This window comes from Myroides sp. ZB35 (assembly GCF_001865835.1).
Lineage (GTDB): Bacteria > Bacteroidota > Bacteroidia > Flavobacteriales > Flavobacteriaceae > Flavobacterium > Flavobacterium odoratimimum.
The window spans coordinates 2353439-2366465 of the sequence record NZ_CP017769.1; the positions used below are offsets into that span (position 1 = coordinate 2353439).

A 13027-nucleotide genomic window follows, 5' to 3' on the forward strand; every position below is an offset into this window, starting at 1 on the left:
TAGCTCGTAAACCAATTTTTTTAAAAATGTTTAGATCAAAAATAAGCGGATTAGGATATTACGTTCCTGAGAATGTAGTGACCAATGACGACCTGGCAAAGATAATGGACACTAACCATGAATGGATTGTAGAGAGAACAGGTATACATGAAAGAAGACACAAAGCATTAGAAGAAGATACAACTTCTGGAATGGGAGTAAAGGCTGCTCGTATAGCGATGGAAAGAGCAGGAGTAGAGGCTGAGGATATTGACTTTGTCGTATTTGCTACTTTAAGCCCTGATTATTATTTCCCAGGACCAGGGGTAATGTTACAACGTGAATTAGGATTAAATACTGTTGCAGCATTAGATATTCGTGCGCAGTGTTCAGGTTTTATCTATGCTTTGTCTATAGCAGATCAGTATATTAAAACAGGGATGTATAAAAATGTACTTGTCGTAGGGTCAGAAGTACACTCTACAGGTTTAGATATGACCACTAGAGGTAGAGGTGTGTCTGTTATTTTTGGTGATGGAGCTGGAGCAGCAGTATTGACTCGCTCTGAGAATGATGAACAAGGTTTATTATCTACACATATCCACTCACAAGGAGAGCATGCAGAAGAATTAGCTTTGTTAGCACCAGGTATGGGAGGTAGATGGGTAACAGATATCTTAAAAGATAATGATCCAGACGATGTTAGTTACACTCCGCATATGAATGGACAGTTTGTGTTTAAAAATGCAGTAGTTCGTTTTAGTGAGGTGATTAATGAAGGATTAGAAGCAAATGGTCTACAAGTATCAGATATTAATATGCTAATCCCGCATCAAGCTAACTTAAGAATCTCTCAATTTATTCAACAGAAGTTTGGTTTATCAGATGACCAAGTATTTAATAATATCCAAAAATACGGAAACACAACCGCTGCTTCTGTGCCAATAGCTTTAACAGAAGCTTGGGAAGCGGGTAAGATTAAAGAAGGTGATTTAGTTGTATTAGCAGCTTTTGGAAGTGGATTTACTTGGGGAAGTGTTATTATTAAGTGGTAAAAAATAATTATATTAGCTTTAATTAAGTTAATGTAGTTATGAAATTTGATAAAATACACAATAAGGGTCAGGCTAGATTATTTAAGAATCCTTATTTAGAAATGCTTACTAAGGGGCATCCTGCAGTTATTTGGGGGATGTATATACCTGTATTATCATATATAGTATATCTAGGATATGCAGATTATAATTTATCAGTCCAGAATCTTATTCTTCTATTCTTTGGAGGAATGGTATTCTGGACTTTTTTTGAATATCTAGCACACCGCTATATTTTCCATTTAATAAGTGATAAACCGAATGCGCAAAGGTTTGCTTATATTATGCATGGCAATCATCACCATTATCCTCGAGATAGACAGCGATTATTTATGCCTCCTGTACCTAGTATTATATTAGCCTCTGTACTTTTTGGATTACATTATTTGATTATGGGTAGATATACATTTGGTTTTTATCCTGGTTTTATAATAGGGTATTTATTATATGCATCGATGCACTATGCTATTCATGCATTTGCACCACCCTTTAAGTTTATGAAGCCACTATGGCGTAACCATCATTTGCATCACTATAAAGATGAAGAAATGGGCTTCGGTGTAAGTAATACTTTTTGGGATCGAGTATTCGGAACAATGTTCGATTTAGATAAGGAGAAAGAAGATAAAGAGAAGGTAAAAGAACTTATGTTTGAAAAGAAAAATAAATAAAAAAACGACTATCAATCTGATAGTCGTTTTTTTTTGTAAAAAGTATTATTTTTTAGCCCATTTGTTTTCTGATAATTTAAGTTTACCATTATCATTTCCCCAGATTAGATTTGCTAAATAAGGGTTGTCAATAAAAGGATTTCTATTTCCTTGAGAATATTGATTATTTGGGTTACCGTGATAGTCATTACGTTTTATTTCTATTTCAGACACAGGATCTTCTTCATTCCATTTTAAGAATAAGTCAATCATGCCATCTCTTTCACCTTTATTAAAGAATAGGATAGATCCTTCTCCAATAGCTCCTGGATGACATTGCTGTTCATATCGTACGAACATATACATCATCATTCTAGCTACATCACCTTTCCACTCTTCACCAGGAAACCAGTAGTTTCCTCTTTTTCCAGAATTACCTTTACCATCTACAAATTTTAGATTACCTCTAGTATTATTCCACTCACCATTAATAGGACGAAGGTTGTGGACATCTGTTCCTGCGATTAAACCTATTTCTGTATATCCAGGATATTTATCTGTAACTAGTTTTGGATTAGCGAGTGACTTTGCATATACGTGTTCACGTTCCCATAGTTTATCTCTCAAATTAGGATTACTTGTTCCACTTGTATTTCTGCGTTCTTTATCTAAAGATCGTGAATGTACATCTTTATTACTTTCTCCATGAGGCCAACCATATATTAATAAAACATTGTTTGGGTTATCAGGATCTTCATCAGTTATTTTTGAAGCGTTCCATACATCAGGAGTGTACTTTAAGTGTCGATGAGTCTTAGTAACGAGTTTGTTTAAAGATTCTTTTAATTTTAACCCTCTTAAATTTAGATCAATATCTCTATAGTAAGCTATTTCTTCCTTTGTTACTGGAATATAGTTATTCGAATCATAGAGATTGTTGTCTGTGATAGGAGGATTTGGATCTTCAGGAATAGGTTTGTCTATTATAGCATTATCTTCTTTTGAACAAGAGAAAGATAATATGGCAAGACATAGTACTATACTAAATCTTTTAATCATTGGTAATTATGTTTTATTGTTTCTGTTAAAGCAAAATTACTTAATTAAAAAGTGATAATGACGGAAAGTGTCCAAAATAAACCAAATAAAAAAAGGACATCTTTATAAAGATGTCCTTTTACCTGTAGCGAAGACGGGAGTTGAACCCGTGACCTCAGGGTTATGAATCCTGCGCTCTAACCGACTGAGCTACCTCGCCATTTTTGGTCTGCATTACTTCCGTATTGCGAGTGCAAATATAGTAGTATTTATGGGTTCTCCAAACTGTTTTTACGAGTTATTTTTAAAATAAATGACACGATTAGTTTAACCTATTTAGAATGAAAAGTTTACTGAGTAAATATTTTTTTATTTTTTTTGAAATATTTTTATTCTAATCTGTTTTCTATTATAAAACACCTTTTTTAGACAGTAGAATAAGGATAGATGAAGTTTCTTGCACTATTTTTTGGATTTTAAATAAAGTATAGGACTATGTTTTTGTGTAGTTTCTCAAAAGGGTACACATTGTTATAATTTTGTGAAATTTCTTTTAGAAATTGTTTTGATATATATCTTTGAGGGTATGGAACTATTAGATTATCTTTTTCACATTGATAAGTATTTGCACATCTTTATAGAGCAATACGGAACGTGGTTATACGTTATTTTATTTTTAATCATTTTTGTTGAGACGGGCTTAGTGGTCATGCCGTTTTTACCAGGAGACTCACTTCTCTTTGCGACAGGAATGTTAGTGGCTCAGTCAGATGAGCTGAATATAGTATTAACCATTGCGATTCTTCTAGTAGCAGCCATTACTGGAGATTCTTTAAACTATTATCTTGGACGAAAAGTAGGAATGCGTCTAACAGAATTTAAATTGTTCGGTAAACAAGTAGTGAAACAAGAACACTTAGATAAGACACAGTCTTTTTATGAGAAGTATGGAGAGCGCACCATCGTTATTGCTCGATTTGTCCCTATAGTTCGTACGTTAGCTCCTTTCGTAGCAGGGATTGGAAAGATGAGGTATGGAATATTTATGACTTACAATGTAGTAGGAGGAATAGTATGGGTAGTAGGACTTACTCTAGCAGGGTACTTCTTGGGTAATATACCTCTTGTAAAAGATAATTTCTCTAAAATTGTACTTCTGATTATCGTAGTGTCTGTATTACCTATTGTGTATGAGTTTATAAAGGCTAAAGTACAAAGCAAAAAAGCGATTGAATAGCATATTAATTTAAATAATAAACGATAGAACCAATGTGATAAGCATTGGTTTTTTTATGTCTTTATCCAAAAAATATGTGAAGGTGATGTAAAAAAAACAATATGAGATAGTCTATATTAAGACTTAAGTATACTATAGCTTTAGAGCTAATGAAATTGAATTGCTTTATAATACTAAGTTAATGAGATAGAGTAGACGCTAGATATAATAAAAAAAGCTAGAAATCATGTACTGACTTCTAGCTTTTACTTATAATAGGTTTTTGCTATTTACTCCAATTGTTTTCTGCCTTAGGACCACCCCAGATACGAGTAGCTAATTCAGGATTGTCAATGAATGGGTTACGGTTACCTTGAGAATATTTATAGTTTGGATTATTCGGGTTACCATGGTATTCATTACGTCTTCTCTCTATTTCATCTACAGGATCTTCTGCATTCCATTTTAAGAATAAGTCAATCATTTCATCGCTTAATACACCAGCTTTAGCATCTATAGGCATTCCTACTTTAGTAGCTTTAGTATATCCTCCTCTATTTTCGTTTTCATAGCGGATATGCATATACATCATCATACGAGCTATATCACCTTTCCAGTCGTCACCAGGGAAATAGTATTCTTTACCTACTGTTTTTGAATTTCCTTTACCATCTACGAATTTTCTATTGCTTCTAGATGAGTTCGTAGATCTATTGATTGCACGTAAATGGTGTGCATCATGTCCTGCGATATCTTCTATTGCAGTTGGTTTATCATCAGAATATGTAGTTGTTAAGGCTTTTTGATTTTTAGCTTTATCTACAGCTAATGCTTTAGCGAATACGTGTTCTCTTTCCCATTTAGAAGTAACTGGCATTGAGGGATTAGTACCATTATTCTTATGTTCTTTTGGGACAGATCTCATTTTAGTGATATCACCCTTAGCATCTTTATCAGGCCAGCTATAAATCTGAAGAACATTATCCGTGTTATTAGGATCTTGATCAGTAAATTCTGTAGCTTCCCAGATACCAGGTGTATAGCTCTGTGGGATATGTGTATCTTTTACTAGTTTTGCTAACTGTTGTTTTAGTTGTGTTCCTTCTTTAGTGAAGTCTAGCTTACTGTAATACTGTTGGTATTGAGCAGGGATGATGTAATCTCCAGAATTAGGAGTGATATTTCCTCCTTCGTCAGGTTTTTCTTCTCCACCGTTACCTGGTTTTTCTGTAGACTCAGTAGGTTCGGTAATAATAGGATCTTTCGTACAAGAAGTAGCGAAGACGGCTAATCCTGCTAACACAAGTAATGTTTTTTTCATGTTTGGTAAGTGATTTATTATTCTGTTTTTTACAATAGAATGAATAATTATTGCGCTATTCTATTAGCTTGCAAGTTACTTATTCTATTCTCTAAGTTTAGTGGATATAGAGGGTTTGTGAATATTCTTGTATATACGCAAAAATAGGAGGTATGATACTGTTATTTATTGACAGAGTGAGAGAAATTTTAGTTTTTTAGGTCTTTTAGTATTAATTACTGAGGCCTTTTTAAGGGGATAAGGGAGAGATAAGACCAAAAAAAAGGACAATCCGTCAGATTGTCCTTATAGTATATCTAAAATTGTAAAGTTATTCTTTTGTCCAGTTGTTTTTTGCTTCTGGACCACCCCAGATTTGAGTAGCTAGATAAGGGTTGTCTATAAAGGGATTTCTGTTTCCCTGAGCATATTTGTTCTTTGTGTTAGCATGATACTCATTTCTGTATTTCTCGATTTCAGAGACTGGATCTTCAGCATTCCATTCTAGTAATAGATTAATCATATTTGGATCTATCTTATTAGTAGTACCAACTACCACACCAGCGTTTCTTCCATTATTTCCTTTAGGAGTATACTTCGGGATGCATCTATTTTCATAGCGGATATACATATACATCATCATACGCGCCACATCTCCTTTCCACTCATCACCAGGATACCAATAATCTCCTACTAGCTTAGAAGTGCCACTACCTTGTACGAATGGTTTATTTCCTCTAATACTATTCCATTTGACATCTGCAGCTCTTAGATGATGTGCATCTGCCCCCGGACCAGCTTCATTTAGATTAGGTGTGCCTAGTGATTTAGCATAAGTGTGTTCTCTGTTCCATTGTCCTTGACCACCACCATTACTCTGCTTACCTCTGGTATAAGCTGTGGTGCCTGTGCGTACTCCTTTATGACCATATAATAGATATACTTCATTACCTTCAGGCGTTAGGTCAGTTGCTTTGGTAGCTTCCCATATTTCTTTATAACTTAATTCTCTTACGTGTTTACGAGTGCTTAGCTCTGTTAGCTCTTGTTTTAGCGCTAGACCTGTTTTAGTGAAATCTACTCCTTGGTAATAATCTTGTTCAGACGCAGGAATAGAGAAAATACCAGTGGTAGTAGCCTTACTGGTTTCAGTGGCTTTTGTATCAGAAGTAGGTGCTTCTCCCGTGGAATAAATAGGAGTAAAGTTTGTATTACTCTTTTTATCACATGCACCTAGCGTAAGTACTAAAAGAAATATTGAGGCTATAAGGAAGTTGGTTTTCATATGTCAGAAATATCAAAAGGAGTATATAAGTAAAAAGCCTGTTTTAAGGTAAAACAGGCTTTTGTTATCGGTAGGTTTATTTTTTCTCTAATAAAGCCATGTAGAATCCGTCAAAACCAGATTCACTAGATAGAATTTTATGATCTTCGATCAGTTTAAAATCTTTACCAGCATCTGATTTTAAGAACTTTTCTATCTGTAGTTCATTTTCAGAAGGAAGGATAGAGCAGGTAGCATATACCATCTTACCACCAGCTTTAAGTATTTTAGAATAATCTTGTAATACTTGCTCTTGTACTTGCTTAATTTCTTCTACGAACTCAGGTCTAAGCTTCCACTTGCTATCAGGGTTTCTTTTTAATACTCCTAATCCACTACATGGTGCATCGATTAATAGACGATCAGCCTTGTCATGTAGTTTTTTAATGGTTTTAGTACCTTCTATGATTCTGTACTCGATATTAAAAGCTCCGTTTCGTTTCGCTCTGATTTTTAATTGCTTTTGTTTGCTCTCATAGATATCCATTGCTATGATTTGCCCTTTATTCTCCATAAGAGAAGCCAAATGAAGTGTCTTACCACCCGCACCTGCGCATGTATCTACTACACGCATTCCAGGTTTTACATCTAACAATCTAGCTACTAACTGTGAAGAAGCATCTTGTACTTCGAACAATCCTTCTTTAAAAGCATCTGTCATAAATACATTCGCTCTTTCTTTAAGGATTAATGCATCAGGATATTCTTCTGGTAGGATAGTCTCTATATCTAGATCCATCAGAATACCATATAATTTTTGTCTAGTTGTTTTTAAAGTATTCACACGTAAAATCACGCTAGCCTGTTTATTCTGAGCAGCAAGTTCTTTCGTCCATTTTTCTTCACCTAATTCTTTCACACCTAGCTCATCCATCCAGTCAGGAATAGACTCTCTGAATTTACGTGTTTTGTTTAATTCGTCGAATCTACCTTTAATACGTCTTGCAGGTGTGTTTTCGAAGTATTTCCAGTCCGGTAATGTATAACCTCTAAGTACAGCCCAAACAGCGAATATTCTCCAAGCGTCATCTCTGTTTATAGGGTCTTTTACTTCTGCTATTTCAGCATATAGTCTTCTCCATCTTACGATTTCATAGATAGTCTCAGCTACGAATTTTCTATCAGCGCTTCCCCAGCGTTTATCTTTTTTCAAGGCTCTAGCTACCATTTTATCTGCATACTCACCATCGTTGAATATAGCTAAAATAGAGTCTATAACTGTAAATACAAGGTTTCTGTGTAATCTCATTATTATATTATATATAAAATAGCCCACAAATATACGTTGATTTGTGGGCTTTATAGGTATGGATTAATATTATTTTAAGTTAAACCCAAATTACGCATTAGCCAAATACTACAAAGCAATTCTACTTCATAGTTCTTTCATTAGCTCTCAAACCATACTATAGTATGCTTTAATCACTAATTCAGACCTATTTTGTATAATTACTTTTCGTTTATATGTCTATTGCATAATTCGGGTTAAATAGAATTACTTCTTGTCTTTATACTTTTTGAGGAGTTGACGGTTAAAGTCGTCTTCTGCCTTTTTTAGAACAAGAATTTTCTTTTCACCTATGATCTTTTTAACATCTTCTACAAACTTGATTCGAGCAGAAGAATAAGATTCTTCGAAGTCTATTAGTTCCTGTACTTTCTTATTCGCTTCTTTATCACTAAGCTTGTTTAAGTCTTGTATATCTGCGTTTTTGATGTATTTAAATACATTAGTGTGTCGTAGTTCTGACATCTTCTTATCATAAGCGATGTAGATCGGTAAGAACTTTTCGGCTTGTTCGCTACTCAAGTTTAATTCGGCTGTAATATGAGCAACTTTTAATGATCTAATCTGATCATGTTTGTCCTGTGCATAAGTAGTTACACTAAACATAAGCACCATTAAAATACTTAATAATTGTTTCATTGTATTATTCATTTAAGTAATACTCGATATCAATATGTGATAACACATAATGATCTATTTGGGATTGTTTTATTTCTATATTGTCTTTTAGGTCGTTGAGGTCCTCTTCATCTAATGCATTGATAATGTCATTGTTTAAAGAGAAGCTTTGATTGTATTCTAAGTAACTCTCTATACTATCTTTATTTAAAGTATTAGAACCTGGAGTAAAGAAGAACGTAATACCAAACAGCAATGCAATAGCCGCTGCTGCAGTGGTCCAAATATAACGGCTTTTATACAGAGGTACTACCTTAGGAGTAGGAGTGATAGAAGAGTCAATATTAGCTAATACTCTATGCTCTAGATTAGCAAAGTAGTCTTCAGGTACTTTAAAAGTGCCTTTAGGATCTTTCGTATTTAAATATTTATTGTCCATATTCTTCTCCTTTATTAGTTAGACGATTAAAAAGTACAAAGGTTTAATTTGACTCTATAAAAAGTTCTATTTTCTTTACTGCGTGGTGATAAGAAGCTTTTAGTGCTCCTACACTAGTCTCTAAAATTTCTGATATAGTCTGGTAGTCTAGATCTTCATAGTATTTCATCTTGAAGACGAGTTGTTGTTTTTGAGGTAATGACGCTATTGCCTTTTGTAATATGAGTTCTGCTTCATCCCCATCGAATAGACTGTCTGCTTCTAGTTGATTGACTAGATACTCATTTAGCTCATCATCTTCTAGTTGCATTTTTCTACTTTTTGACTTTAGAAAATCTAGTGCTTGATTAGTCGCTATTCTATACATCCATGAGAACAATTGACTATTCCCCTTGAAGGTATCTATGTTTTGATATATTTTTATAAATACTTCTTGTAGCACATCATCAGTATCATCGTGATTCAACACGATAGTACGGATATGCATATATAAGCGCTGCTGATAGAGGCTTAGTAATTCACGAAATGCTTCATGCTTTGTGTCGTTATTTTGTAATCGATGTAAGAGTGAAATTTCGTCAGACAAGAGTTTTGATATTTTATAGTTTGTTTTTGGATGAGAGAAGTAAATGTAGATAAATAAAGTCAGTATATTGATATAAAGGATTATTTTTGTCAGAAAAAAAATGATCAAGACGGTTATATTTGATATGGACGGGGTGATTGTAGATACTGAGCCGGTACACCGTTATGCATATCACAGTCACTTTAAAGAATTGGGAATAGAAGTTTCAGAGCACGTATATAATTCCTTTACAGGGCACTCTACTAAGAATACGTATGAGCGCATAAAAGAAATATATGGTGTAGAAGGTAATATTCCGGACATGGTATTGAGAAAAAGAGCGTTGTTCAACGAATCTTTTGATACCAAGCCTGATCTAGAACTAATAGATGGTGTACGAGACTTGATAGAAGGATTACATGCTAAAGGGATAGAGCTTATCGTAGGATCATCAGCATCTAAGAGTACGATAGACAGAGTGTTTACTCGTTTTGGGCTGTATCCGTTCTTTACACATATCGTAAGTGGAGAGGATCTTCCTAAGTCTAAGCCAGACCCAGCGATATTCTTAAAGGCAGCTTCACTAGCGAAGTATAGTGATAAAGAGGACTGCATCGTGATAGAAGATAGTACTAATGGTATCAAGGCAGCTAATGCAGCAGGCATTAAGGTGATAGGATATAAGAGTGCTAACTCTAAACAACAAGACTATACAGGGGCTAACTATATCGTACACGATTTTACGGCAATAGATGCAGACTATGTCATCCAGCTCTAAGGTAGAGTAGGTAAAAAGACAATAAGAGAAAATATAATGATTTAGGAATGTAAAGGCGTTTAATTTGACTTTCTTTTATTTTTATAATGGATAGAAATTATTAACTTTGCGTTCTTTATAATAAAAGCTTATTAAGTAGATGTTTCATAGATATATTAAATTAGGTATCGCTGCGGTATTATTCGCAGTATCAGTTTGGCAATTCGTAGAAGGTAATATTGGTAACGGTATTTTCTTATTGTTCCTTATTTCATTAGTAATATTACTTTACTATAAAAATGAGTTTATCTTATTAGCTTTCTTGAAATTGAGAAAACAAGATTTTGACGGTGCCCAAAAATGGTTGAATAAAATCAAAAATCCAGAGACAGCATTAGTGCGTAAGCAGAATGGATATTATAACTACTTAATGGGAATCATGACTTCTCAGACTAACTTAAATGCTTCAGAGAAGTATATGAAGAAGGCTGTAGAACTTGGATTAAACATGGATCAAGACTTAGCAATGGCTAAACTTCAGTTAGCAGGTATCGCGATGACGAAGAGACGTAAGCTAGAAGCTACTAAACTTCTAGGAGAAGCGCAGAAGCTTGATAAACAAGGGATGTTAAAAGACCAAATCAAAATGATGAAAGAACAAATGAAGAGATTCTAATCTTAGACTTTGTTAAAGATATAGAAAGCTACACTTCGGTGTAGCTTTTTTTGTATCTACTAGTTAGGTTCTTTTAGTTTTAGTTGTCTTGAGTCCGTAGTGAGTCCGTTATGAGTCCGTATTGACTCCGTTATTTTAGGTAAATAAACGGAGTGACTATAGATTTAAACTAGATTGAGTATGTATTTGTTTCGATAGAGAGTGAGATGAGTGTAATAGCAGGGTGCAGGGTAAGAGGATAGTCATGTGTATGTATATCGATCGGAAATTTTTAAAAGTTGAGGAGTTACTTGTATGAAGAATATGATGTAGTTGCCACTTGGTTGTGGTATTCTCTTACCTAAGAGAAGATTGAATCATAAAAAAATCGCTTAAGATTATCTCTTAAGCGATTTTATATTTTATAGTATATTGACTATTTAATTTCTTCTGATGTGAATGCTAGCTTCACAGTAGGGAATTTACTTTGTGTCATTTGGATAGAGAATTCACTATCCGCTAAGAATACTAGTTGCCCTGATTTATCAAAAGCTAGGAACTTCTGTTTTATACGTTTGAATTCTTTGAACTCTTCGTTTTTAGGATCTTCTGGACGTACCCAACATGCTTTATAAGCAGGGAAGTTCTCATACGTACATTTAGCTCCGTATTCGTGCTCTAAACGGTATTGGATAACCTCGTACTGAAGTGCTCCCACAGTACCGATTACTTTACGACCATTCATCTCTAGGGTGAATAACTGTGCTACCCCTTCATCCATTAACTGATCGATACCTTTCTCTAATTGTTTAGATTTAAGTGGGTCAGCGTTGTTGATATAACGGAAGTGCTCCGGTGAGAAACTAGGAATACCTGTGAACTGCATGATTTCTCCTTCAGTCAATGTGTCTCCGATCTTAAAGTTACCAGTATCGTGTAACCCTACGATATCTCCAGCATAAGATACATCTACGATTTCTTTTTTCTCAGCGAAGAAAGCATTCGGGCTAGAGAACTTAAGCTTCTTACCTTGTCTTACGTGTAAGTAAGGAGTATTTCTCTCAAATGTACCAGATACAATTTTGATGAATGCTAGACGGTCTCTGTGTTTAGGGTCCATATTAGCATGGATCTTAAATACAAATCCTGAGAATGTATTTTCTTTAGGCTCTACTACTCTTGTACTAGATTCTTTAGCACGAGGAGAAGGAGCGATTTGGATAAAACAATCTAATAGTTCACGTACCCCGAAGTTGTTTAACGCAGAACCGAAGAATACAGGTTGTAGGTTACCACTGATATACTCTTCTCTGTCAAACTCTGGGTAAATACCTTCTATGATTTCTAATTCATCACGTAGGTTATTAGCAGATTTCTCACCTACTAATTTGTCTAGTTCAGGAGATGCTAGGTCAGATACATTGATTGTTTCTTCAATGTTCTTACGGCTATCTTCACTGAATAAGTTGATATTCTTTTCCCAAATATTATAGATACCTTTAAAGTCGTACCCCATTCCGATAGGGAAACTTAAAGGAGTTACTTTTAGTTGAAGTTTTTGTTCTACTTCATCCATTAGTTCAAAAGCATCACGTCCTTCACGGTCAAGTTTGTTGATGAATACGATCATTGGTATATTACGCATTCTACATACTTCTACAAGCTTCTCAGTCTGTTCCTCAACCCCTTTCGCAACGTCAATTACTACGATAACACTGTCTACTGCAGTCAGTGTTCTGAACGTATCTTCAGCGAAATCCTTGTGACCAGGTGTATCTAGAATATTAATCTTTTTGTCTTTATAATTAAATGCAAGAACCGAAGTTGCAACAGAAATACCACGTTGGCGTTCAATCTCCATAAAATCGGAAGTAGCTCCTTTTTTAATCTTGTTGTTTTTTACTGCACCAGCTTCTTGAATAGCTCCACCAAAAAGTAGTAACTTTTCAGTTAATGTTGTCTTACCAGCATCAGGGTGAGCAATTACACCAAATGTACGTCTACGATCTATTTCCTTTAAAAAACTCATTATTAAAAATTTTAAGGTACAAAAGTACTTATATTTTGCGGAATTAAAAGTTGTTTTTTGGAGAATGATGTATAC

Annotated in this window: 13 protein-coding genes and 1 tRNA gene; 5 read left to right on the forward strand and 9 right to left on the reverse strand. The window is 34.5% G+C overall.

Annotated elements, in window-relative coordinates:
• Positions 1-26 precede the first annotated feature (26 nt).
• Both BK054_RS10635 and BK054_RS10640 read left to right on the forward strand, forming a co-directional pair.
• On the forward strand, positions 27-1034 hold the full coding sequence (locus BK054_RS10635) for a 3-oxoacyl-ACP synthase III family protein (protein ID WP_058699422.1): 1008 nt from the start codon (positions 27-29) through the stop codon (positions 1032-1034).
• A gap of 38 nt (positions 1035-1072) precedes the next feature.
• Positions 1073-1744 carry a sterol desaturase family protein gene (locus tag BK054_RS10640; RefSeq protein WP_006260777.1) on the forward strand — a complete coding sequence of 224 codons (672 nt, stop codon included), beginning with the start codon at positions 1073-1075 and terminating at the stop codon, positions 1742-1744.
• A gap of 45 nt (positions 1745-1789) precedes the next feature.
• Here the strand turns inward: BK054_RS10640 and BK054_RS10645 are convergent, their stop codons facing one another.
• Together BK054_RS10645 and BK054_RS10650 are read right to left on the reverse strand one after the other, a co-directional pair.
• Positions 1790-2782 (reverse strand): endonuclease I family protein, encoded by a 993-nt coding sequence (locus BK054_RS10645; RefSeq protein ID WP_006260778.1) that lies wholly within the window; start codon positions 2780-2782, stop codon positions 1790-1792.
• Between the two features lie 125 nt (positions 2783-2907).
• Positions 2908-2981 (reverse strand) — tRNA-Met (locus BK054_RS10650).
• A gap of 366 nt (positions 2982-3347) precedes the next feature.
• On the opposite strand from BK054_RS10650, the gene BK054_RS10655 reads away from it, so the two are divergent.
• Positions 3348-3998, forward strand: coding sequence for a DedA family protein (locus BK054_RS10655; protein WP_029988604.1), 651 nt, complete (start codon positions 3348-3350; stop codon positions 3996-3998).
• 265 nt (positions 3999-4263) lie between these two features.
• Here BK054_RS10655 and BK054_RS10660 read toward each other — a convergent pair whose 3' ends face one another.
• From BK054_RS10660 to BK054_RS10685, 6 genes are all read right to left on the reverse strand, one after another.
• Positions 4264-5298, reverse strand: coding sequence for an endonuclease I family protein (locus BK054_RS10660; protein WP_058699423.1), 1035 nt, complete (start codon positions 5296-5298; stop codon positions 4264-4266).
• 310 nt (positions 5299-5608) lie between these two features.
• The gene (locus BK054_RS10665; RefSeq protein WP_058699424.1) at positions 5609-6562 is read right to left on the reverse strand and encodes an endonuclease I family protein; all 954 of its coding nucleotides are present in this window, start codon (positions 6560-6562) and stop codon (positions 5609-5611) included.
• A gap of 76 nt (positions 6563-6638) precedes the next feature.
• Positions 6639-7850 (reverse strand): RsmB/NOP family class I SAM-dependent RNA methyltransferase, encoded by a 1212-nt coding sequence (locus tag BK054_RS10670; RefSeq protein WP_006263112.1) that lies wholly within the window; start codon positions 7848-7850, stop codon positions 6639-6641.
• A 246-nt stretch (positions 7851-8096) separates the two neighbouring features.
• Positions 8097-8528, reverse strand: a complete 432-nt coding sequence (locus tag BK054_RS10675) for a hypothetical protein (protein ID WP_006263113.1) — start codon at positions 8526-8528, stop codon at positions 8097-8099.
• A gap of 4 nt (positions 8529-8532) precedes the next feature.
• Positions 8533-8946: a hypothetical protein gene (locus tag BK054_RS10680; protein WP_058699425.1), complete on the reverse strand. Its 414-nt coding sequence runs from the start codon at positions 8944-8946 to the stop codon at positions 8533-8535.
• Positions 8947-8989: 43 nt separating this feature from the next.
• On the reverse strand, positions 8990-9532 hold the full coding sequence (locus BK054_RS10685) for an RNA polymerase sigma factor (protein ID WP_006256801.1): 543 nt from the start codon (positions 9530-9532) through the stop codon (positions 8990-8992).
• Between the two features lie 100 nt (positions 9533-9632).
• On the opposite strand from BK054_RS10685, the gene BK054_RS10690 reads away from it, so the two are divergent.
• Both BK054_RS10690 and BK054_RS10695 read left to right on the forward strand, forming a co-directional pair.
• Positions 9633-10289, forward strand: coding sequence for an HAD family hydrolase (locus BK054_RS10690; protein WP_071307253.1), 657 nt, complete (start codon positions 9633-9635; stop codon positions 10287-10289).
• Positions 10290-10428: 139 nt separating this feature from the next.
• On the forward strand, positions 10429-10944 hold the full coding sequence (locus BK054_RS10695) for a hypothetical protein (protein ID WP_006256799.1): 516 nt from the start codon (positions 10429-10431) through the stop codon (positions 10942-10944).
• A gap of 415 nt (positions 10945-11359) precedes the next feature.
• Here BK054_RS10695 and BK054_RS10700 read toward each other — a convergent pair whose 3' ends face one another.
• The gene (locus tag BK054_RS10700; protein WP_006256798.1) at positions 11360-12952 is read right to left on the reverse strand and encodes a peptide chain release factor 3; all 1593 of its coding nucleotides are present in this window, start codon (positions 12950-12952) and stop codon (positions 11360-11362) included.
• Between the last annotated feature and the right edge of the window lie 75 nt (positions 12953-13027).